Source organism: Nostoc sp. LPT (assembly GCF_017115165.1).
Taxonomy (GTDB): domain Bacteria; phylum Cyanobacteriota; class Cyanobacteriia; order Cyanobacteriales; family Nostocaceae; genus Nostoc.
Window position 1 is genome coordinate 1 of sequence record NZ_JABXKF010000179.1, and the last position, 23,301, is coordinate 23,301.

Consider the following 23,301-nt stretch of genomic DNA (forward strand, 5'->3'; position numbering starts at 1 on the left):
GAAGGCAATATATTTTGGTAGCTTTATCTGTAGCCAGCTTTTAGAGAATTGGTATAACTTTTATTCTGACCGGAGCAACGGAAACGTCTCCGGCTCCGCTCCTGAATTCTTCTTCAAATTGTTTACATTCCTCGCAACACTTGCCGAATAATATCCGATGGCACTTCATCGGTAATTGTTACTACACCAATCTCTGTTGGTAAAACAAACCGCACTTTCCCAGCTTGGACTTTCTTATCTAACTGCAACGCCTCAATAATTGCTTCAATATCTACCCCATCTGGTAACTGAGTGGGTAAACCCGCTTTTTGAATTAAAGCATTTTGACGTTCTGTGTCTTCCTTGTGCCACAGTCCCAAATCCACAGCAATTTGACCGGCTGCTACCATACCAATAGCCACTGCTTCGCCATGATTTACTAAACGATAACCAGTCAAACTTTCCACTGTATGACCGATGGTGTGTCCATAATTGAGAATTGCGCGTAATCCGCCTTCTTTCTCATCTTTGCCGACAACATCAGCTTTAGCTTGACAAGAGCGCGTTAATATGTTTGTTATGAGATCAGGTTTGACATAGCGGAGTTGGTCGAGGCGTTTACTTGCTTCCAACTGGGTAAACAATTCGGCATCCCAAATCACACCGTACTTGATAACTTCTGCCATCCCTGCTCGAAACTCACGCATAGGTAGAGTTTTTAACACATCTGGGTCAATCAAAACCAAGCGCGGTTGATGGAATGCCCCAATTAAGTTTTTACCGTGGGGATGATTCACGCCAGTTTTGCCGCCAATTGCCGAATCTACCATCGCCAACAAAGAGGTAGGCACTTGGACAACATTAATACCGCGCAGCCAAGTTGCGGCTGCAAAGCCAGTCATATCGCCAATTACACCTCCGCCCAAAGCTACCATAGTAGAAGAACGTTCTAGGCGGTTTTCCAAGGCGATATCGTAGAGTTTTTGGATGGAATTGAGGGTTTTGTAGCGTTCACCAGGTGGTAGAGTGCAGCTAGCAACTTTAAATCCAGCAGATGTCAGGGATGTAATTGCTCTTTCCCCAAAATGCTTAAAAATCGTCGGATTAGAAACCAGCAATACCTTTTTGCCCAGTTTCAGACTGGCCATCTGTTGACCCAGTTGATCTAAACTTGAAGGTGCGTTAGCGTAGCTCAACGAAGTTATCGCAATCTCATAAGACTGCTCTGGTAGATTTACATTAATTACAGAAGTCATTGCCCAACCTTAAACAAGCGCCCGTGGGCTGTATTGTATCGCAATCTAGAAAATGGGAATAGGGCATAGGGCATAGGGCATTGGGGATTGGTTAAGAAGCAGGGAAGCAGAGGGAGAAGTTGCAGTAACTATTTCTTCTCTACCCCATGCCCTTCAGGAGTGCTGAGTGCTGAGTGGGGAATCTCAGTTCTTTACTCAGCACTCGGAACTCGAAACTCGGAACTGTTTTGCCCCATGCCCAATACCCAACAACTAATGATTCAATAGATTTAGGAAATATTCTGGAGAGCAATAAATGTTTGCAATTGTATCTTATGTCGTCTTCTTGGGTTTATTCTTTGGCTTAGCTGTAGGTTTGCTGTTCGGTCTGCGGACTGCCAAAATAATTTAATCGAGAGGGATATTCAACCCAAGACTCTTGTGGGGCGGGCATCTTGCCTGCCCTCTATTTATGAATATCCTATAAAACCCTTCCTTTTTCACCAAGTACACCTCGGCGAACTTGGTAAAAGTGCTGTAGGCTTTAGTCTGTCGGTACTTACTCTCTGAATGTTGATAAGAAGTTAATTGTTTTTTCCTAAAGTATTGTTACCGCATCGTGATATGATTCAGCTGACTGAATGTGCAGTCATCATATTTAACTGTACTGGTTTCAAGTCCCGTGAGCTTGTCTGACGAATCAATTGCGCCCACTCCGACAACGCAACAAGATGCTAAAACTGGTTCTGAAGACACAGAATCAGGTAACTCCATGCAAGAGTTCTATCAACTCTTCCAGCGATTGTTGGTAATCACGCTTGTCTTGACGGGGGTTATTTTTATCTCTGTGTGGATTTTTTATTCCTTAAACATTGCCCTAAATTATTTAATTGGGGCGTGTACAGGTGTGGTTTACTTAAAAATGTTGGCTAGAGATGTTGAGCAGCTTGGTAGTGAGAAAACCAGTCTGAGCAAAACTCGTTTTGCTCTATTTATTGGAGTCATGATCGTGGCAACTCGATGGCGTGAGCTACAGATTTTGCCCATTTTTTTGGGATTTCTAACTTACAAAGCCACGCTCCTCGTCTATATGGTGCAAATTGCGTTCATTCCTGATTCTTAAAAAGTCAGGCTCACAAAGATAGTAATCCCATCCTCGCTCGTTGGGGAAAATGCTTGAAGAATGCAAATGCTTAGTGTCTTAAACGCCTTTAATTCTTTTCCCCTCGCCGAATTAGAAGTAGGTCATCATTTCTACTGGCAGTTGGGCAATCTTAAAATTCATGGGCAAGTTTTTCTCACCTCATGGTTTGTGATTAGTATTCTAGTAGTGGCTTCAATAGCTGCTACTCGCAACGCACAAAGAATTCCCAAGGGTATCCAAAATTTGATGGAATACGCCCTAGAATTTATTCGTGATTTGGCCAAAAACCAACTTGGTGAGAAAGAGTACCGCCCTTGGGTGCCATTTATTGGCACATTGTTCTTGTTTATTTTCGTATCGAACTGGTCAGGTGCGCTAATTCCCTGGAAGCTCATCAAGCTACCTTCAGGTGAATTGGCAGCTCCCACCAATGACATCAATACGACTGTTGCATTAGCACTGCTGACCTCTTTAGCGTACTTTTACGCAGGTTTTAGCAAACGGGGTTTAGGCTACTTTAAGAAATATATAGAGCCAACCCCTGTTTTGTTGCCGATCGCAATTTTAGAAGATTTCACCAAGCCCCTCTCCCTAAGCTTCCGTCTATTTGGTAATATTTTGGCGGATGAATTGGTAGTAGCGGTATTGGTGCTGCTAGTTCCTCTATTTGTACCTCTGCCTGTAATGGCCTTGGGTTTATTTACCAGCGCCATTCAAGCCCTGGTTTTTGCCACCCTAGCCGGAGCATACATTCATGAGGCAATGGAGGGGCATGGCTCAGATGAACATGAGGAGCATTAAACTTCTCAGTTGATAGCACGGTTCCAAGAGCATTTTCGCTCAAAACATCGCAAAGCGCGATCAAAGAAAAGAACTCATGTGCAGCGTGAAAACCACGTTTCTAATTGTTAACGTACTTTTGTTAGTTTTGTAATCAAAGCAAGGAAAATCAACATGGATCCATTAGTTCAGGCCGCTTCAGTTCTCGCTGCTGCTTTAGCGATTGGTTTAGCTGCAATTGGCCCTGGTATTGGTCAAGGAAACGCTGCTGGACAAGCAGTAGAAGGTATTGCTCGTCAACCTGAAGCAGAAGGAAAAATTCGCGGTACTCTGCTATTAACCTTGGCATTCATGGAATCCTTGACTATCTATGGTCTAGTAATTGCCCTGGTATTGCTGTTTGCTAACCCCTTCGGCTAATACCTGAAAATTTTTGTGAGTGTGGAGACGTGATAGTTCACGTCTCTACAATCAAAATATTTTGGGTGTCGTAATAGTTTTAATGTTCAGTTGACCCTTATTGGCTATGGGTCTCTAAAATATGAAAGGTTGGATGATGTTGCTAGCCACGAAAACTGCTACTCCAGCCAAAGAGGAGACAAATGTTTGATTTCGATGCTACCTTGCCCTTCATGGCATTGCAATTCCTGCTCTTAGCAGCTTTGTTGAATGCAATTTTCTATAAGCCACTGACCAAGGTACTAGACGATCGCGATAATTATATCCGAACGAATACCTTGGAAGCGCGGGAGAGCTTGGCTAAAGCCGAGCGCTTGGCTACCGAATATGAGCAGCAACTCGCAGACGCTCGCAAACAATCGCAAGCTACTGTAGAAGCAGCTCAACTGGAAGCTAAGAAAATTACTGCCGAGAAAATAGCTGAGGCCCAAAAGGAAGCTCAGACTCAACGAGAACAAGCTGCTGTTGAAATAGAACAACAAAAGCAGGAAGCTTTTCGCACCTTAGAGCAACAAGTTGATGCTCTAAGCAGGCAGATTCTAGAAAAACTATTGGGGCCAACTCCAGTTAGATAAACTAACTAGACTGGTTCCGTGAAAGCATACGCGCAACTGGCCCCTTGTCCAAAGCGCAAAATTTAAGTGTCGAAAAAGGCACTTTTTCCCCTTCTGGGGAAAAGATACTTAAATTTCCTTCGGGAAAGATACTTAATTTCCCTTCGGGAAAATACAATGTATTAGCAAGCGAGCAGCGCACTTGTAAATGGGTATCATGGGGACATTCTTATTACTTGCCGCAGAAGCGAACGCTGTTCACTCTGAATTGGCAGAAGGCGCAGCAGAAGGTGGTTTCGGTCTAAACCTAGACATTTTTGAAACCAATCTAATTAATCTAGCGATTCTGATTGGCATACTATTCTACTTCGGACGTAAAGTTTTAAGCAATATCCTGAACGAGCGACAATCCAATATTGCCACCGCAATTCAGGAAGCAGAAGGGCGCTTAAAAGAGGCAAAGACTGCCCTTTCCCAAGCGCAAGAGCAGTTGAAGCAATCTCAGGCAGAAGCAGAACGCATCCGCCAATCTGCCACAGAAAACGCCCAAAAGACAAAAGAAGCCTTGTTAGCGAAGGCAGTGCAAGACGTAGAACGCTTGAAACAAACAGCAGCAGCAGATTTAAACACCGAAACTGATCGAGCGATCGCTCAACTGCGGCAACGGGTAGCTACACTAGCATTGCAAAAAGTCGAATCGCAACTCAAAAGCGGGATTGCCGACGATGCTCAACAAGGTTTAATTGACCGCAGCATCGCACAACTGGGAGGCAATGTATGACAAGTCAGGTAGCGGCAGCCGAAGTAGCCCAACCTTACGCACAGGCACTTTTGTCAATAGCGCAATCGAAAAATTTGACAGAAGAGTTTGGGGAAGATGCGCGTACTTTCCTGGGACTACTCAGGGCAGATAAACAGCTACACAACTTCTTCAGCAACCCGTTTATTCAGTCTGAGAACAAAAAATCTCTGATCAAACAAATACTTGGTGAAGGCTCTAATCCCTACTTACGCAATTTTTTGCTGATACTGGTAGATAAGCGGCGCATTGCATTCTTGGAAGAGATTTTTCAACAGTATCTGGCGCTGTTGCGGCAGCTGAATCAAACCGTATTAGCGGAAGTAATTTCAGCCGTTCCCCTCACAGAACCTCAACAGCAGGCAATCATCCAAAAGGTCATCGCCATCTCGAATGCTCGTCAGGTAGAACTAGAAACCAGGGTAGACAGCGAGTTAATTGGCGGTGTAATCATTAAAGTAGGTTCGCAGGTAATTGACGCTAGTATCCGGGGTCAGTTACGCCGCCTTTCATTGCGCTTAACTAATAGCTAGAAAGTTAGAAGTTAGGAGTTAGTAGTTAGGAGTTAAGTAAATAGTAATTTATTTTGACTTTTAACTTGTAATTTTGGCATTTTTAACTCTTAACTCCTAACTGAATTAATTTTTCCGTCTCGAAAGCAAAAAAGATAGACACATGAGTATATCAATTAGACCTGACGAAATTAGCAGCATTATCCAACAACAAATCGAGCAATACGATCAAGAGGTCAAAGTTGCTAACGTTGGTACTGTTCTCCAAGTTGGTGATGGTATTGCCCGGATTTATGGTCTGGAAAAGGCTATGTCTGGGGAACTTTTGGAATTTGAAGATGGCACAATTGGCATCGCCCAGAACTTAGAAGAAGACAACGTGGGTGCGGTGCTGATGGGTGAAGGGCTGGAAATTCAAGAAGGTAGTTCTGTAACTGCCACTGGTAGAATTGCCCAAGTACCCGTAGGAGATGCGTTAATTGGACGAGTTGTAGATTCCTTGGGTCGTCCTATCGATGGTAAGGGAGACATCAAATCCTCAGATAGCCGTTTGATTGAATCTCCAGCACCCGGTATCATTGCCCGTCGGTCTGTACACGAACCCATGCAAACGGGTATCACAGCTATTGACTCAATGATTCCTATTGGTCGCGGTCAACGGGAATTGATTATTGGCGATCGCCAAACTGGTAAAACTGCGATCGCGATCGACACAATCATCAACCAGAAAGAAGAAGATGTAATTTGTGTCTACGTTGCGATCGGTCAAAAGGCTTCTACTGTTGCTAACGTGGTGCAAACATTGCAAGAAAAAGGCGCGATGGATTACACCATCGTCGTCGCCGCTAGTGCCAGTGAACCAGCTACCCTGCAATACCTCGCTCCCTACACAGGTGCAACTATTGCTGAGTACTTCATGTACAAAGGCAAAGCTACCCTGGTAATTTATGATGACCTCTCCAAGCAAGCCCAAGCTTATCGCCAAATGTCCCTACTGCTACGTCGTCCACCCGGACGCGAAGCGTACCCCGGAGATGTATTCTACATCCACTCCCGCTTGTTAGAAAGAGCCGCAAAACTGAGTGACGAATTAGGTAAAGGCAGTATGACCGCCCTACCAATTATCGAAACCCAAGCTGGTGACGTTTCAGCATACATTCCCACAAACGTAATTTCGATTACTGATGGTCAGATATTCCTCTCTTCTGACTTGTTTAACGCTGGTATCCGTCCGGCTGTAAACCCCGGTATTTCAGTATCCCGTGTAGGTTCTGCCGCTCAAACCAAGGCAATGAAAAAAGTTGCCGGTAAGATTAAATTGGAACTAGCCCAATTTGACGACCTGCAAGCCTTCGCACAATTTGCTTCTGACTTAGATAAAGCCACTCAAGACCAATTGGCACGGGGTCAACGGTTGCGCGAACTCCTCAAACAGCCACAAAATTCCCCACTCTCGGTGTATGAGCAAGTGGCAATTTTGTATGCTGGCATCAATGGTTACTTAGATGATGTACCTGTAAATCAAGTAACCAGCTTTACAGCAGGTCTACGTGAGTACTTAAAGACTGGAACAACCCAGTATGCCCAAGGAGTACAAGCATCTAAAGCACTAGGTGATGCAGAAGAAGCTGCCTTGAAGGAAGCACTTACTGAATACAAGAATACCTTCAAAGCTACAGCGTAATAGAGTGCTGAGTGCTGAGTGCTGAGTGCTGAGTGAGAAGAGGAGTCAAGAGTGAAGATATATGAGCATGATGCTTACAAGTTCTCACATTTCCAATTCCTATGAAGCTTGGCATTCAGCACTTTCTACCACTCAGGACTCAGAACTCAAGACTCAGAACTTACAGTTATGGCCAATTTAAAAGCAATACGCGATCGCATTCAGTCGGTCAAAAATACCAAAAAAATCACAGAAGCCATGCGTCTCGTAGCTGCGGCTAGAGTGCGTCGGGCGCAAGAACAAGTGCTAGCAACTCGCCCCTTTGCCGATCGCTTGGCACAAGTATTATATGGTTTGCAAAGCCGTCTGCGCTTTGAAGAAGCAAACCTACCACTACTGAAAAAACGCCAAGTTAAGTCAGTTGGGTTGTTGGTTATTTCAGGCGATCGCGGTCTATGCGGCGGCTACAATAATAACGTTATCCGTCGTGCAGAAAACCGCGCCAAAGAAATCCAGGCAGAAGGTTTAGACTATCAATTTGTGATCGTCGGACGCAAAGCTACGCAGTACTTTCAACGCCGTAATCAGCCAATTGATGCCACCTACAGCGGCTTAGAGCAAATTCCCACCGCAGCGGAAGCTAATCAGATTGCCGATCAACTACTTTCCTTGTTCCTTTCAGAAGAAGTTGACCGCATCGAATTAATCTATACCAGATTCATTTCCTTGGTTAGCTCACGTCCTGTGATCCAAACCTTACTGCCGCTCGATCCACAAGGTCTAGAAGCAGGCGATGATGAAATCTTCCGCTTGACAACCCGTGGCGGTAAATTTGAAGTCGAACGGGAGAAAGTGACTAACCAAGTCCGCACCTTGGCTCCTGACATGATTTTCGAGCAAGATCCCGTGCAGATTCTCGATTCTCTATTGCCCCTGTATCTGAGTAACCAGCTATTGCGGGCGTTACAAGAATCGGCAGCTAGCGAACTAGCAGCGCGGATGACAGCCATGAGTAATGCCAGTGAAAATGCTGGTGAACTGATTAACACCCTCACGCTGTCTTACAACAAGGCTCGACAAGCTGCAATTACCCAAGAACTCCTTGAGGTTGTGGGCGGTGCTGAAGCACTAACTTAGGGTATAGCTAATTATTTATTTGTAGTGCGTTGTAATATATAGCCAACTGCTAATTATTTTAAGATTAGCAATTGGCTATTTTTAGTATTTGAGACTTTTAACTAGATGACATTCACGGCATATGGGCCTTTATGCATTGAGGTTTATGAAATAACCAAGCCCATTGATGGAGATTACCCAGATATTCCATACTACATTAGACACCTTTCATCAATTGGTGGCAGAGTTTTGGAGGCGATGGTTGGGACAGGACGACTACTCATTCCACTGCTAGAAGCTGGTATCAATGTTGAGGGTATCGATAGTTCATCAGATATGCTTGCTGCTTGTCGAAAGCACTGTACTCATAGGAACTTAAATCCAGTTCTGCATCAAGGTTGTGTAGAAAATTTTGACATTCCTGGTAAATTTAGTGCAATCGCAGTTTCCTTTGGTTCATTCATGCTGCTAGAAAAGCGAACTGCTGTTGTGTCTGCTCTGCAAGCTTTTGCTCGACATCTGGAACCACAAGGGCGAATCTTTATTGATTTAGAGTTGCCTATCGAAGATTTTAAGACAGAGAACATTGTTAAACAGCAATTGCCAATTGACAGCCCTGATGGATCAACAATTCTCTTGCAATCCACATCTCAGATAGACTGGCTTAATCAACTTAACACGACTGTGATTCGCTACGAAAAGTGGAAAGAGGGCAAACTTGTTGCCACGGAGTTACAAAGCCTTCCCTTACACTGGTTTGGGCGTGACGAATTTATGATGTGTTTACGGGAAAATGGTTATAAAGACATCACCCTATGTGTTAACTACACTGATGATCTACAGCCAAGCTCATCTAAAGATACCATGTGTTTCTCAGCAGCACTTGTATAAACCAAAAATTTTTTGTTACTAACACATTTTGAAAACAGCGTATTATAATTGAAATATAAAGCGCATGGGTCCGTCACGGTTTCGACAGGTTGGCGAACGCTGCTCTGTGATTCAGGTCGAGAGTGAGTCTCCTCTCGGAAATCAAAGGCTCAAACAAAAAGTAAATGCGAATAACATCGTTAACTTTGCTCGTAAGGATGCTCTAGTAGCAGCCTAAAACACCTCTTACAGGTTCGAGCGTCTTCGGTTTGACTCCGTTAAGGACTGAAGACCAAACCCCAACGGATACTCTAGCAAGCGTTCTCTGGTTGGCTTGCTAGCTAAGATTAAATCAGAGCATCCTACGTTCGGGATAATGAACGATTCCCGCCTTGAGGATCAGAAAGGCTAAACCTGTGAATGAGCGGGGGGTTAATACCCAATTTGGACAGCAGTTCGACTCTGCTCGGATCCACTAAAAATAGTTAACAAGTCCACTTGACATGTGATGTGTAAGTGGGCTTTGTTTTATGGGAAACTCCCATCAGAATTTTCTATAATGCACAGCTAACTTGAGTTCAACGGCTAATATAGCAATACCGTTCAGTTAAGCCCAAAATTTTTGGTAAATATGCGAAACTGGACTGTTACCCGGCTGTGCTAAGGTGTTTCTACAAGTTTCTCGGCAAACCTTAAACCAAAAACATGTAGACCTCAACAGCGCCCAAGCCCAAGTAACAAAAAGAAGCGCAACAAGTACTATCTCTGCACAAAGCAGAACTTGTCAAGAAGATAATCTTGATTGTCAACCACAATCTAGCGATCACTGCCCAAACGAAACAAGTGATTCGAGTCGAAGATGATTTAATCAGCTAATTATGCTGTTTCTGGGTTTGTGTGCGTGCGCTTCCAAACCCCCTTGCCCTTTTTTTCAATACCCGTCGTAGTCGATCTGCACTCAAGTTTACTTGACGCTCAGATGCGAGTTTTTTTGCTAATTGTTTAGAGTTATAAGTCTCTGACTCTTGAGCTAAACAATTTTCGAGATAAACCAAATCCGATTCCGAATATCGGGGTTTTCCTCCTCGACCAGGAGCATCCCATAAACCTGCTAAACCCATCTTTTCCCAGCGATGAAGGGTTTGGCGCACTGTTGAAATCGCCCAGTTCAAGCCTTTTGCAATTTGCTCATTTTTTAAGCCGCGAGTATTCAGCAGTAAAACTTGAGCACGATCCTTAGTACGTTGAGGAACATCTTTAGCTTTTCTCAACTCTTCTAAGGTCAGCTTTTCTTCTTCTGTAAGAAACACTTTTAATCGGCATCCCATAAACAATAACCTTTTACACAATCAATTTTTTGTCATTTTTGTATCTATTTACGCCTGTATATTGAATTACTTAAGTATTTAATTATACATCTTAAAAATGAACTACAAGTATTAAGGATGGCGGCGTCTATAAGGCTGCTACGCGATAAGTATTGGCTTGAAAACACGATCAAAGTTTGCAATTTTTCATCAACAATAAATTTTTATAAAAAGTTAGGCACATCGAAATGACACCATTAACCTATATAAGCAAATTTATTCAATAGCCTAAAGCTGTAGCTTATAGCTATGACAAGAAGAATTTGTTGGCGTTGTCTTGTTTAATGTCTAAAGTCGATAATAAAGGACTGTATCATTAAATTACTGAGATTATTTCTATGCTTACAGAGGTTTATCGAAACTTTAAAAATTATTTTTACGCTAGTTTCTATTTGGATGAGCGGAAAAAGATATACAACCCTAGTTCCTTTTTATTCAACTAGTCTCTGGAAATTTGCCTTGATTATCTCCAAAAAATATCTGTTTTATCTACTTTACATAAAGTTTATATTCTATGCCACCATATTTTTGATTAAGACAACAACATATTCAATACTCATTGAATAAACTAATGTTAACAGCTTATTTGATGCTTGTTCGAAGCTTGATAAAGTTTGTCCTACTTTTCCTACTTTTCCTACCTTTCCTACCTTTCCTACCTTTCCTACCTTTCCTAAGTAAGGGAGTATCCGAAAAAAAGAAATTTTTCTACTTTATAAATATATTCTCTGACAATATTAAGTATTAAAAGTAATTTAGACTTGGTAGATCGACCAGCAATCTAATATTGTATTGTTTAAATTATGCTTCTCTAGTTAAAAATATAATTGCTATGATATTTTTGAATTAAGATAGAGCCAGATAAATAGCAAAACTAAGTACTCAGGAAATTTTAGGGATAAATTAATATTTAGTATATTTTGGAGTCATATTTTTTGCTAAAAAACAGCAATAATTGATACAAGTTAAATTTCTCAAAAACTGATATTCATTACAACTTAAAATAAAAATAATAGAGACAATGGGGGCAGAAGAAAAACCTGTTAATTTGCGCTCGGAGACGAATAATGGTAACGATGTCTACGACCGGCAAGGCCCACGCAGAGAACGTTCAACATCGGTTAACTATACAAACTGTAGAAATTGCCCCTAACACAACGGCGATTCGCTCTCTTGATTGGGATCGCGATCGCTTTGATATCGAATTCGGACTGCAAAACGGTACAACCTACAATTCATATCTAATTAGGGGCGAACAAACAGTTTTGATTGATACTTCTCACCAGAAGTTTCGCGATCTGTATTTAGAGACCCTCAAAGGTCTTGTTAACCCCAAAACAATTGATTACATAATTGTCAGCCACACAGAGCCAGACCATAGCGGCTTAGTAGAAGATGTCCTCCAGTTAGCTCCTAGAGCTACCGTCTTAGCCTCAAAAGTTGCATTGCAATTCCTCGAAGGGTTAGTCCACGATCCTTTTAGTAAGCGGGTTGTGAAAACTGGCGATCGCATCGATATCGGCAAAGGACACGAAATGGAATTCGTGAGTGCGCCTAACCTGCACTGGCCGGATACAATCTTTAGCTTTGACCGCAAAACCCAAATTCTCTACACCTGTGATGCTTTTGGGATGCACTTTTGTGACGATCGCACCTTCGACGAAGATTTAGAAGCGATCGAAGCTGACTTTAGATTTTACTACGACTGCTTGATGGGCCCTAACGCTCGTTCTTTGGTGAATGCCATGAAGCGGATGAGCGAATTAGGGAAGATTAATATTATCGCCAACGGTCACGGGCCATTATTACACCACCATTTAGATGTTTTAACTGGGTGCTACGAAAATTGGAGCCAAAAACAAGCTAAAGCAGAAACCACAGTTGGCTTGTTTTTTGTCTCAGAATATGGGTATGGTGAGCGCCTTGGTCACGCAATTGCCGAAGGTATACTAAAAACTGGGGTTGGGGTAGAAGTACTGGATCTGAGTACTGCTGAGAGCCAAGAAATCCAAGAACTAGCCGGGAGAGCCGCTGGCATCATTATTGGTATGCCCCCAACTACCTCCGCCGCCGCCCAAGCTAGTATCAGTTCGGTGCTAGCTGTCGCTAGGAACAAACAAGTGATTGGGCTGTTTGAATGTTACGGTGGGGATGATGAACCCATTGATACACTCCGCAGAAAATTTCTTGACTCTGGCATCAAAGAAGCTTTCCCACCCATTCGGATTAAAGAGGCTCCCAGCGCATCAACATTCCAGTTGTGTGAAGAAGCGGGTAAAGACATCGGACAATTGCTGGTGCGCGATCGCAACATCAAGCAAATCAAGTCCCTTGATGTCAACATGGAAAAGGCGCTAGGTCGCATTAGTAGTGGACTATATATAGTCACCACGAAAAAAGATAATGTCTCAAGTGCAATGCTGGCATCCTGGGTAACGCAAGCGAGTTTGCAACCATTAGGATTCACAATAGCCGTTGCTAAAGACCGCGCCATTGATTCCTTAATGCAAGTAGGCGATCGCTTCGTCCTCAACGTTTTGGAAGAAGGCAATTATCAAGAACTCAAAAAACACTTCCTCAAACGCTTGCATCCTGGTGCTGACCGCTTTGCAGGAGTGAAAACTCAAACCGCGAAAAACGGTTCGCCGATTCTAACTGATGCTTTGGCATACATGGAATGTGAAATACAGACCAGCATGGAATGCAGCGACCACTGGATTTTATACTGCACCGTCCAAGAAGGTCGTGTCTCCAAAAACGATGGATTGACAGCCGTTCGCCATCGCAAAGTAGGTAATTACTACTAAAGATTGGGCATGGGGCATTGGGCATGGGGCATGGGGCATGGGGCATGGGTTATTTTCCCTCATCCCCCTTATTTCCCTCATCTTCCCCAATTCCCAATTCCCAATGCCCAATGCCCAATGCCCTTCAGGAGTTCTGAGTGCTGAGTGCTGAGTGGGAAATCTCACTTATTTACTCGCTTGCCGAGGAACTCGGAAAAGAGGAACTACTATTCCCAATGCCCAATGCCCAATTCCTCAACTTTTAACAGCTATGACCAATTCCAAGCCACGCGACGTACAAGTTCTACCAATTGCTACAAATACTAAAGCTATCAGAGCACGTAGTTGGTCACGTCTGCGGTTTGAAATTGAATACGCACTTGAAAGAGGTACCACCTCCAATTGCTATTTAATTGAAGCTGATAAAACCGCACTTATCGATCCACCGCCAGAAAGCTTTACCGAAATTTATTTAGAGGCATTGCGGCAGACTTTAGATTTACAAAGTTTGGATTATATAATCCTGGGTCATTTTAGTCCCAATCGAGTTGCAACCCTCAAAGCAATTTTAGAACTGGCACCACAGGTAACTTTTGTCTGTTCTCTTCCCGGTGCAAACAATTTGCATGCTGCTTTCTTAGAGCAAGATTTAAATGTCTTGGTGATGCGGGGGAAAGAAACTCTGGATTTAGGCAAGGGTCATGTTTTAAAATTCTTACCCACTCCTAGCCCGCGTTGGCCGGAAGGACTTTGTACCTACGATCAGCAAACCCAAATTCTCTACACAGATAAGTTATTTGCAACTCATCTTTGTGGTGATGATGTATTTGATGATAACTGGGAAGCGCTTAAAGAAGACCAGCGTTACTACTTTAACTGCCTGATGGCTCCCCAAATTCCTCATGTGCAAGCAGCTTTGGAGAAAATATCAGATTTGCAGGTGAGAATGTATGCTGTGGGTCACGGGCCTTTGGTACGCACCGGCTTAATTGAACTTACCAAAGCTTATGGAGAGTGGAGCCGTTCTCATAACGATCGCGAAATTTCTGTTGCCTTACTTTATGCTTCAGCTTACGGAAATACGGCGACTTTAGCACAAGCGATCGCTCTGGGACTAACTAAAGGTGGAGTCGCAGTCAAATCGATTAACTGCGAATTTGCTACCCCTGATGAAGTTCGCATCAACCTCGCACAGTCAGAGGGTTTTATCATTGGTTCTCCTACTATTGGTGGTCATGCGCCAACTCCCATTCATACTGCTTTAGGTATAGTGCTATCAAGCGGTGACAACAGCAAACTCGCTGGGGTATTTGGTTCATACGGCTGGAGTGGCGAAGCATTTGACTTAATCGAAGGTAAACTTCGGGATGCTGGATATCGCTTTGGCTTTGACACCTTGAAGGTGAAGTTTAAACCTGATGATGTCACTCTCAAGTTTTGTGAAGAACTCGGTACAGACTTTGCTCAAGCACTGAAAAAGGCTAAAAAGGTACGCGTACCACAACAAGCTGCTAGCCCAGTGGAACAGGCTGTTGGTCGGATCGTTGGTTCTGTATGCGTGGTGACAGCGAAACTTGGAGAAGTATCTACCGCAATGTTAGGCGCTTGGGTTTCTCAAGCGACCTTCAACCCACCCGGAATAACAGTGGGGATCGCTAAAGACCGAGCGATCGAATCTTTGATGTATCCAGGCGGTAAGTTTGCCTTAAATATTCTACCTGAAGGCAATCATCAAGAGTACATGAAGCATTTCCGTAAATCTTTTGCGCCTGGGGAAGATCGATTTGCCAACTTTAGTACAGCAGTTGCAGATAACGGCTGTACCGTCTTTACCGACGCGTTAGCATATTTGGAATGCTCAGTCAACCAACGTCTGGAATGTGGCGATCATTGGGTTGTGTATGCAACTGTGGACGAAGGGAAATTACTCAAGCCTGATGCTGTTACTGCCATCAACCATCGGAAAACAGGCACTCATTATTAGATAGTGAGAAATTTAACTTAACGGAACCGCTTTAGCTTAAATATAGCCAAGGCGTTTATATTAGAAAAATCTTCTTTTTATTGTGGGATGGACATTTTGTTCGTCCCACTTTTTTTGTTGAGATATAGAGTCCGCCCAAGGAAATTTTAGTTATCTACTAAGTTACCTATCTTTAGACAGATATTGGAGGTCTTTAAGTTTTAGATTACACACGATATACTTTTATATTACAAAACCATCTATTGTTTTAAAAAGACTCCGAAAATACTCTGGTAAATTTCTAAAATGAGGAACCACTGACTACGAAATGTGTCGAGTGCGATCGCTAGATGCAGCTGACGCAGCTGATGTCCAACAGTAAGAGCATCGAGTCAAAGGTTTTTTCTGCCCTGCAACGAAATTTTCATCGCCTAAACCCCAGAGTTATCAAGGAGTCTAAACCAAGTGAATTCCAGTGACAGCAACATTGACAAACCATCTTTAGAAATCAACGCTTCTCGCCAGTTTACCGCTTGGCTGTATGAGCAAAACCTCAGTTTGTCCTTCACTACCTATCAAGCGGGGAAGTTATTTTTCATCGGCTTGCAACCAAACGGCAAATTGTCTGTATTTGAGCGTACCTTTGAGCGGTGTATGGGGTTGTATGCCAATAGCAACAGCCTCTACATGAGTTCCCTGTACCAACTGTGGCGATTTGAAAACATTATCCAACCTGGAGAAAACCACCAAGGCTATGATGCTCTCTATTTGCCCCAGATGAGTTATGTGACAGGAGATTTAGATATTCACGATATCGCTTTGAGTAAAGCAGAAGAGAAAGATTCAACTCCACAAAAACTATTATTTGTCAATACTTTATTTAGTTGTTTGGGAACAGTCAGCGAAACCCACAGTTTCGTTCCTCTATGGCAGCCAACCTTTATCAGCAAGCTGGCGGCGGAAGATAGATGTCACCTGAATGGGTTGGCAATGCAGCAAGAAAAACCCAAATACGTTACTGCTGTCAGCCAATCGGACGTAGCCGAAGGCTGGCGGGAGCATCGGTTCAGTGGGGGCTGTGTTATTGACATAGAAAGCAATGAAATCGTCTTGCAGGGGCTGTCTATGCCCCACTCCCCACGCTGGCATCAGGGAAAACTCTGGCTGCTCAACTCAGGTACGGGCGAGTTTGGCTTTGCCGACTTAAAGCGGGGAGTATTTGAACCAATCGCCTTCTGTCCGGGATATCTGCGTGGTTGTGCATTTTATGGCAACTTTGCAATATTAGGAATTTCCCAACCCAGGCATAACAAGACCTTTAGCGGCTTGGCTTTGGACGATAAATTGCACCAAAAAAATGTTGAGCCTCGCTGTGGGTTACTAGTGATTGACCTCAGAAGCGGTGATATTGTCCATTCCTTGCGAATAGAAGGGGTGGTGCTGGAATTGTACGATGTGGTAGCACTTTTGGGGGTACGTCGTCCAATGGCGATCGGATTTCGCAGCGACGAAATTCGGCGGGTGATAACGGTGGGATGAGAAGGAATTCAAAATTAAGAGGAATCAGCATTAATGACACCTAATTCAGCAGTTTTTAACCTATCCGATCTCAACGGCAGCAATGGCTTTGTAATCAACGGTATCGATGGAGATGATTTCTTAGGCGGCAATAGTTTCCTTAGTAATGCGGGGGATATCAACGGTGACGGCTTCGACGACCTGATTATCGGGGCATCTGGTGGCGACCCCGGAAAATACAATGCTGGAGAGAGCTACGTGGTGTTTGGCAAGAGCAGTGGCTTTGCAGCCAGCCTCAACCTCTCTGACCTCAATGGCAGCAATGGCTTCGCGATCAACGGCATTGATGCATCTGACGAATCAGGCTTCTCTGTCAGCAATGCAGGGGATATCAACAATGACGGCTTCGATGACCTGATTATTGGGTCATTTACTGCTGGGGAAAGCTATGTAGTGTTTGGCAACAGTGGCTTTGCAGCCAGCCTTAATCTCTCCACCCTTAATGGCAGCAACGGCTTCGTGATTAAGGGTATCAATTCATCAGACAAAGCAGGCTTCTCCGTCAGCAATGCGGGGGACTTCAACGGTGACAGCTTCGATGACCTGATTATTGGGGCAAGGTATGCCGTTCCCAACAGCAAGTTTGAAGCTGGGCAGAGCTACGTGGTGTTTGGCAAGAACAGTGGCTTTTCAGCTAGCCTCAACCTCTCCACTCTTAACGGTAGCAATGGCTTCGCGATTAATGGCATTGATGTCAGGGACGAATCAGGCTTCTCTGTTAGCAGTGCCGGAGACATCAATGGCGACGGTTTCGATGACCTGATTATTGGCGCAAGAAATGCCGATCCCAACGGCAATATAGATGCTGGGCAGAGCTACGTGGTGTTTGGCAAGAGCAGTGGCCTTACAGCTAGCCTCAACCTCTCCACTCTTAATGGTAGCAATGGCTTTGCGATCAACGGCATTGATGTCAGGGACGAATCAGGCTTCTCTGTTAGCAGTGCCGGAGACATCAACGGCGACGGTTTCGATGACTTAATTATTGGGGCAGGAAATGCTACCTCTTCTAACAGAAGTATAATAAATGCTAATGAGACTTACGTAGTATTTGGTAGCAGTACCTTTGCAGCCAGCATTGACCTCTCCAATCTTAACGGTAGCAACGGTTTCGTAATCAACGGCATTGATGCGGGTGACGGCTTAGGCTTCTCTGTCAGCAGTGCCGGAGACTTCAACAGTGACGGCTTCGACGACTTGATTATCGGGGCAGTTTTTGCTGACCCTAATGGCAAGACTGATGCTGGGAAGAGCTACGTGGTGTTTGGCAAGAGCAGTGGCTTTGATGCTAACTTCAACCTCTCATCTCTAGATGGTAGCAATGGCTTCGCGCTCAACGGCATTGATGCAGGTGACGACTCAGGCTTCTCTGTCAGTGGTGCTGGAGATATCAATGGCGATGGCTTCGACGACCTGATTATTGGGGCACCAGATGCCAGCAAAGGCCAGGACTATTTCTTTGGCGAGGGACAAAGCTATGTCATCTTTGGCTTTGCGAGTACTACGCCTCCTAATCAACCTCCAATCGCGGTTGCTGACACGGCTACCACCGACGAAGCCACAGCAGTTAATATTTCAGTCTTAGCCAATGACAGCGACCCAGATGGCAACTCCTTAACGGTAACGGATGTCAACGGTAGTGTGTTGACTGTTGGCACTCCTATTAGCCTAAGTTCTGGCGCTTTAGTCACCTTAAATACTGATAGTACCTTCACTTATGACCCCAACGAGCGATTTGAAAATTTGGGTGTCGGTAAAACAGGTAGCGACAGCTTCACCTACAATGTCAGGGATGGCATCTCTATCAGTACAGCTACCGTCAACGTGACCATTAACGGGGTGAATGACGCACCTAGAGTTTTTTCTTTTTTCAACCTATCTGACCTTAACGGCAGCAACGGCTTTGTAATCAAGGGTATCAATCAGAGGGATCGCTCAGGCATTTCCGTAAGCAGTGCGGGGGATTTTAACGGTGACGGTTTTGATGATGTGATTATCGGGGCCCTTGGTGCTGGACAGAGCTACGTGGTGTTTGGCAAGAGCAGTGGCTTTGTAGCTAACCTCAAACTATCTGACCTCAATGGCAGTAACGGCTTTGCGATCAATGGGAGTGGCGGTTTCTCTGTCAGCAATGCAGGGGACATCAACGGTGACGGCTTTGATGACGTGATTATCGGGGCAGCATTTGCCAGCGACAATTACGTGGTGTTTGGCAGGAGTAGTGGCTTTGGAACTAGCTTCGACATCTCCACTCTCAACGGCAGCAACGGCTTTGCGATTGAGGGCATCGAATATGACCGCTCAATTTCCGTCAGCAGTGCAGGGGATATCAACGGTGACGGCTTTGATGATGTGATTATCAAAACACCAACAGCTGCAAAGAGTTACGTGGTATTTGGCAGTAACAGTGGCTTTAAAGCTAGCCTCGACCTCTCCACTCTCAATGGCAGTAACGGCTTCGTGATTCAGGGTATCAATCCATTTAACGAGCAATCAAATTCCTTCGTCAGCGATGCCGGGGACATCAACGGTGATGGCTTCGACGACCTAATTATCGGAGCATCTAGTGCCTCTGCCAACGGCAAAACTTATGCTGGGCAGAGCTACGTCGTGTTTGGCAAGAGTAGTGCTTTTGCAGCCAGCTTCAACCTCTCCGACCTCAACGGCAGCAACGGCTTTGCGATCAACGGCACTGATGCGTTTAAGAGATTGGGCTTCTCCGTCAGTAGTGCAGGGGACATCAACGGTGACGGCTTCGACGACCTGATTATCGGGGCAGGAACTAGGGGAGTATTCGGCAACTTTATTGGTAACAGCTACGTTGTATTTGGCAGCAGTAGTGGTTTTGGAGCTAGCCTCAACCTCTTTGACCTCAACGGTAACAACGGCTTCGCGATCAACAGCATTTCTAACGACTCAGGCTTCTCTGTTAGCAGTGCAGGAGACTTCAATGGTGACGGCTTCGACGACCTGATTATCGGCGCACCTAGTGCCTTTGCCAACGGCAAGTCTTATGCTGGGCAAAGCTACGTGGTGTTTGGCAAGAGTAGTGGTTTTGCAGCCAGCTTCAACCTCTCCACCCTTAACGGCAGTAATGGCTTGGCGATTAACGGCATTGATGAAGCTGATCTCACAGGCTCCTCCGTCAGTAGTGCCGGAGACCTCAACGGTGACGGCTTCGACGACCTGATTATCGGGGCGGCTGCATCCTCTTTGCGCGGCCCGGATGGTGTTGGAGATAGCTACGTTCTCTTTGGCTTTGCAACTCCTACAGCTAGTGCCGACATAGCTAGCACCAAGGAAGATACCGCAGTTAATATTCTTGCTAGCCCAATTCTAAGTAAATACACAGATTTTGATGGTGATACATTGAGCATCACTAGCTTTACTAACCCTGCCAAGGGCACACTGACGTTTAATAACAACGGCACTCTTAGCAACACTAGCGACGACTACTTTATCTACACGCCCAATACTAACTATAACGGCACTGACAGCTTTACTTACACTGTCAATGACGGCAATGGCGGCGCCATTAATGGTACTTTTAACCTAACTATCAATTCAGTTAACGACGCCCCTATTGCTGTGAATGATACTGTTAGGGATGCCGAGAATACTGCTGTGAGTATTCAAGCAAAGACCCTGTTGGCTAGCGATCGCGATATTGACAGCACCAGCCTCAGTATCACTAGTGTTAGTGCTGCAACTCACGGTACTGCCGTCCTCAAGAATAACGGCACTCCCAGCAACTCGGCAGATGACTTGATTGTATTTACCCCAACTACCGGGTTTAGTGGTGCGGCTAGTTTCAACTACACTATCAGCGATGGTCAACTCACCAGTACTGCCAAGGTTACTGTCCAAGTGGGCGATCGCCTTTTTGGTGGCAACTGCAACGATGTATTTCACGGCACCCCCGGCAATGACTACCTCAGTGGTGGTAATGGTAACGACCTCTTGTCTGGTGGTCTTGGTAGCGATATCCTCACAGGTGGTAATGGCCATGATAAATTTGTCTTCGCCGCTGGAGAAGGTACTGATATTATTACCGAGTTTTGCAAAGGTAACGATTTAATTGGCTTGTCTGGTGGTTTGACCTTCAGCCAACTAAGTTTCTGCGGTAACAACATTAACGTGACTAATACTGATGAAACCTTAGCAACGCTAACTGGCATTAAAACTACCACACTGACTGCTGCTAATTTCACTACCATCTAGTGTCCAAGTCAGGAAGCAATATCTTGCTTCCTGTGCTCCTCCTCTCAAGAACAGTTTGCCTCAACTGATAATTTTCTTTAAGCTAACCTTATTAGACATCTCCAAAAATGAATTTAGAGAGGTAGCACTGTTACCTCTCTACAAGGGTAGAACTTACGCAAAAACTCTCTGAAACTCTTATTTCTTGTCTGCGAGACGCTGCGCGAACGTGTCCTACCCTTCGGGAAGCCACTTCGTGTCTATGCGTCCAACTCTTACGAGACGCTGCGCGAATGCGGTTCGTTTTTCCGTTACCCGTGCGTAAGTCCTGAAGGGTTCTGGATAACGCATATTTAATTTCTGGAAATGTCTATTGTGTACGCCCTTAGTAACGTCTCCTTAACAGAAATTTTGTGAAATGGTATGACTTTTCACGGGATGTGGAATCAGAAAAATGGTGCGTGCAATTTCAGTATTAAAGCGGAAACAACATAAATTCACTTGTCGAAATTCAGCAATTGCCACAAAGACAATTGCAAAAACGCAGGGTAGCCTTTAACTAGAAAAACAGTATCAGGCAATTGCTAGACAAAACTTTTATATTATTTTTGTTGTTCTTATGACTCTAAAACACACCAAAATTAAATTTCCTATTTGGCAGTATCTGAACCAGCCCTTATTTAGTCGGGATACTAAATTAGTATTGAATCCCCAACGCTTTGTATTGATCTGGCGTCTGCAACTTTTAGAACGTTGCTGGACTAAAGAATGTGACGCCAAAGGGCCTCAACAGCATTAGATATCTGAAAAGTTGCTGAACTCAACTAAAAGCTGGCAAATTAAGCCTCGTCTACAGAACGTGGCTTTTTGCCGTCAAGTAAAGCACTGACAGTCATATCTCCCATAACATTAATCGCGGTGCGGCAGCGATCCAAAAACCAGTCTACAGTAACTAGCAAAGCAATGTACTGGGTAGGTAAGCCAACAGAAGTGAACACTAGTGTCATTGTTACCAGTCCCGCATTGGGAATATTTGCCGCACCGACAGATGCAAAAATCGAGGTAAGGATGACAATTAACTGCTGTGTCAGACTCAGATGTTGTCCAATCAGTTGGGAAATATACAACGCAGACATTGCTTCATAGAGGGCAGTGCCATCATTATTGAAATTTGCCCCGACTAATGCCCCCAAGGCAGCAGAAGATTCCCTTAAACCGACTTTTGTTTGCAAGACCTCAAAAGTTACGGGCATTGCCGCTGCCGAGGAAGAAGTTGAGAAAGCTGTTAAAAAGGCATCAGAACCGCCAGCTAGGAATTTTAGCGGGTGTACCCAAGAACCAAATTTTACTCTGGTGAGGTAGTAGCACGCTTGTAATACCAGTGCTAACAATACGGCTACGATAAATGCACCCAAAGATTTAAACGGTGCAAAGCCCTGCATCGCAATAGTTTTAGCTACAATCCCAAAGACTGCGAACGGCACTAAGGCAATTACCCAGTTGAGGATGCGGACTACCGCTTCAAATAAAATTCCGATGACATCCTCTATCGGCTGGAATCCATTCTTGCCTTGGGCGATTTGTTCAGATTTTAATCCCCGCAGGACGATGCCAAAACTCAGGGCAATCACAATCAGTTGAATGACATTATTATCAACCAATGGCTTGAGGACGGCTTCTGGTACAGCATCTTTGAGTATTCCCCAAGGATCGAGACTCTGAGCAGTTATTGCCGTACTTGTTGAGGTGCTAACATTGCCCCAAGTCCCCGGACGCAGTACATTCGCTACCAAAAGTCCCACCAAAATAGCTACGGTTGTGTTGGTTAAAAGTAGTACTGCCAGCCGCCGTCCGGCTGTACCAGGGATATTGGTAGTCATCAAAGTATGCAGCACCGCTACCAGAATCAGGGGTGTAGCCAAGGCGCGCAGAGCCTTTAGCACCAATTCTGCCGGAATTGCTAAATTGTTGATTAAAGCGGCGTTGCTGGGATTGGGATTCCCCGCACCAAGGGCAATTCCGACACTGACTGCTACTACTAAGGCGATGAGAATTTGCAACGTGAGAGGGATACGCTGCCACCAAGGGCTAGCTTTGGTTTCAGGCGAAGTTGTTCTCTCTGTTTGACTCATTGGCTAGATACTGGTTAACTGCTGTAACTATTAAAACAACACTAATAATAGTGATAATTCCCGAAAAAGAACAGCTTTAATTTTGGTTAAAAACTGTTAATCTAAGATGCCGTTGCTTTGCAAAATCTGGCTCGAAAGGGTATACCACAAGGTAGGCCCCTAGAGAT

The 23,301-nt window shown here is 44.5% G+C and carries 17 protein-coding genes and 1 other RNA gene; 15 read left to right on the forward strand and 3 right to left on the reverse strand.

The annotated features are described in order from the left end of the window. Positions 1-122: 122 nt before the first annotated feature. On the reverse strand, positions 123-1,235 hold the full coding sequence (aroB, locus tag HWQ58_RS35285; RefSeq protein WP_292873065.1) for a 3-dehydroquinate synthase: 1,113 nt from the start codon (positions 1,233-1,235) through the stop codon (positions 123-125). Between the two features lie 295 nt (positions 1,236-1,530). Between aroB and petL the strand changes: the two genes are divergently transcribed. The 11 genes from petL to ssrA all read left to right on the forward strand — a co-directional run bounded on the left by petL (position 1,531) and on the right by ssrA (position 9,589). Beyond that, the gene (petL, locus tag HWQ58_RS35290; protein ID WP_292873067.1) at positions 1,531-1,626 is read left to right on the forward strand and encodes a cytochrome b6-f complex subunit PetL; all 96 of its coding nucleotides are present in this window, start codon (positions 1,531-1,533) and stop codon (positions 1,624-1,626) included. Positions 1,627-1,896: 270 nt separating this feature from the next. Next, the gene (locus tag HWQ58_RS35295; protein WP_292873069.1) at positions 1,897-2,337 is read left to right on the forward strand and encodes an ATP synthase subunit I; all 441 of its coding nucleotides are present in this window, start codon (positions 1,897-1,899) and stop codon (positions 2,335-2,337) included. Between the two features lie 60 nt (positions 2,338-2,397). Beyond that, positions 2,398-3,159 (forward strand): F0F1 ATP synthase subunit A, encoded by a 762-nt coding sequence (atpB, locus tag HWQ58_RS35300; RefSeq protein ID WP_292873071.1) that lies wholly within the window; start codon positions 2,398-2,400, stop codon positions 3,157-3,159. Between the two features lie 153 nt (positions 3,160-3,312). Beyond that, on the forward strand, positions 3,313-3,558 hold the full coding sequence (atpE, locus tag HWQ58_RS35305; protein ID WP_012411162.1) for an ATP synthase F0 subunit C: 246 nt from the start codon (positions 3,313-3,315) through the stop codon (positions 3,556-3,558). 182 nt (positions 3,559-3,740) lie between these two features. Then, positions 3,741-4,172: a F0F1 ATP synthase subunit B' gene (locus tag HWQ58_RS35310; protein WP_104907880.1), complete on the forward strand. Its 432-nt coding sequence runs from the start codon at positions 3,741-3,743 to the stop codon at positions 4,170-4,172. Between the two features lie 187 nt (positions 4,173-4,359). Continuing rightward, positions 4,360-4,932 carry a F0F1 ATP synthase subunit B gene (locus HWQ58_RS35315; protein WP_292781176.1) on the forward strand — a complete coding sequence of 191 codons (573 nt, stop codon included), beginning with the start codon at positions 4,360-4,362 and terminating at the stop codon, positions 4,930-4,932. Next, complete coding sequence (gene atpH / locus HWQ58_RS35320) at positions 4,929-5,483, forward strand: ATP synthase F1 subunit delta (protein ID WP_292873074.1); 555 nt, start codon at positions 4,929-4,931, stop codon at positions 5,481-5,483. Before HWQ58_RS35315 ends, atpH begins: the two co-directional genes overlap by 4 nt. A 142-nt stretch (positions 5,484-5,625) precedes the next feature. Further along, positions 5,626-7,146 (forward strand): F0F1 ATP synthase subunit alpha, encoded by a 1,521-nt coding sequence (gene atpA / locus HWQ58_RS35325; RefSeq protein ID WP_292873076.1) that lies wholly within the window; start codon positions 5,626-5,628, stop codon positions 7,144-7,146. 168 nt (positions 7,147-7,314) lie between these two features. Then, positions 7,315-8,262: a F0F1 ATP synthase subunit gamma gene (locus HWQ58_RS35330; protein WP_292873078.1), complete on the forward strand. Its 948-nt coding sequence runs from the start codon at positions 7,315-7,317 to the stop codon at positions 8,260-8,262. Between the two features lie 105 nt (positions 8,263-8,367). Then, positions 8,368-9,132, forward strand: coding sequence for a class I SAM-dependent methyltransferase (locus HWQ58_RS35335; protein ID WP_292873080.1), 765 nt, complete (start codon positions 8,368-8,370; stop codon positions 9,130-9,132). Between the two features lie 66 nt (positions 9,133-9,198). Further along, positions 9,199-9,589, forward strand: a transfer-messenger RNA (tmRNA) gene (gene ssrA / locus HWQ58_RS35340). Between the two features lie 394 nt (positions 9,590-9,983). Here ssrA and HWQ58_RS35345 read toward each other — a convergent pair. Beyond that, a complete protein-coding gene (locus tag HWQ58_RS35345) occupies positions 9,984-10,439 on the reverse strand; it encodes a helix-turn-helix domain-containing protein (RefSeq protein ID WP_292873082.1) in 456 nt (151 codons plus the stop codon). 1,106 nt (positions 10,440-11,545) lie between these two features. Here HWQ58_RS35345 and HWQ58_RS35350 point away from each other — a divergent pair. From HWQ58_RS35350 to HWQ58_RS35365, 4 genes are all read left to right on the forward strand, one after another. Further along, on the forward strand, positions 11,546-13,285 hold the full coding sequence (locus HWQ58_RS35350; protein ID WP_292873084.1) for a diflavin flavoprotein: 1,740 nt from the start codon (positions 11,546-11,548) through the stop codon (positions 13,283-13,285). 250 nt (positions 13,286-13,535) lie between these two features. Next, on the forward strand, positions 13,536-15,248 hold the full coding sequence (locus HWQ58_RS35355; RefSeq protein ID WP_292873232.1) for a diflavin flavoprotein: 1,713 nt from the start codon (positions 13,536-13,538) through the stop codon (positions 15,246-15,248). Between the two features lie 444 nt (positions 15,249-15,692). Continuing rightward, entirely contained in the window at positions 15,693-16,766 is a 1,074-nt protein-coding gene (locus HWQ58_RS35360; RefSeq protein ID WP_292873086.1) for a TIGR03032 family protein, read from the forward strand. Positions 16,767-16,799: 33 nt separating this feature from the next. After that, complete coding sequence (locus tag HWQ58_RS35365; RefSeq protein ID WP_292873088.1) at positions 16,800-21,023, forward strand: tandem-95 repeat protein; 4,224 nt, start codon at positions 16,800-16,802, stop codon at positions 21,021-21,023. A gap of 818 nt (positions 21,024-21,841) precedes the next feature. On the opposite strand, the gene HWQ58_RS35375 is transcribed toward HWQ58_RS35365, so the two are convergent. Continuing rightward, positions 21,842-23,134, reverse strand: coding sequence for a dicarboxylate/amino acid:cation symporter (locus tag HWQ58_RS35375; RefSeq protein ID WP_292873092.1), 1,293 nt, complete (start codon positions 23,132-23,134; stop codon positions 21,842-21,844). Positions 23,135-23,301: the final 167 nt, after the last annotated feature.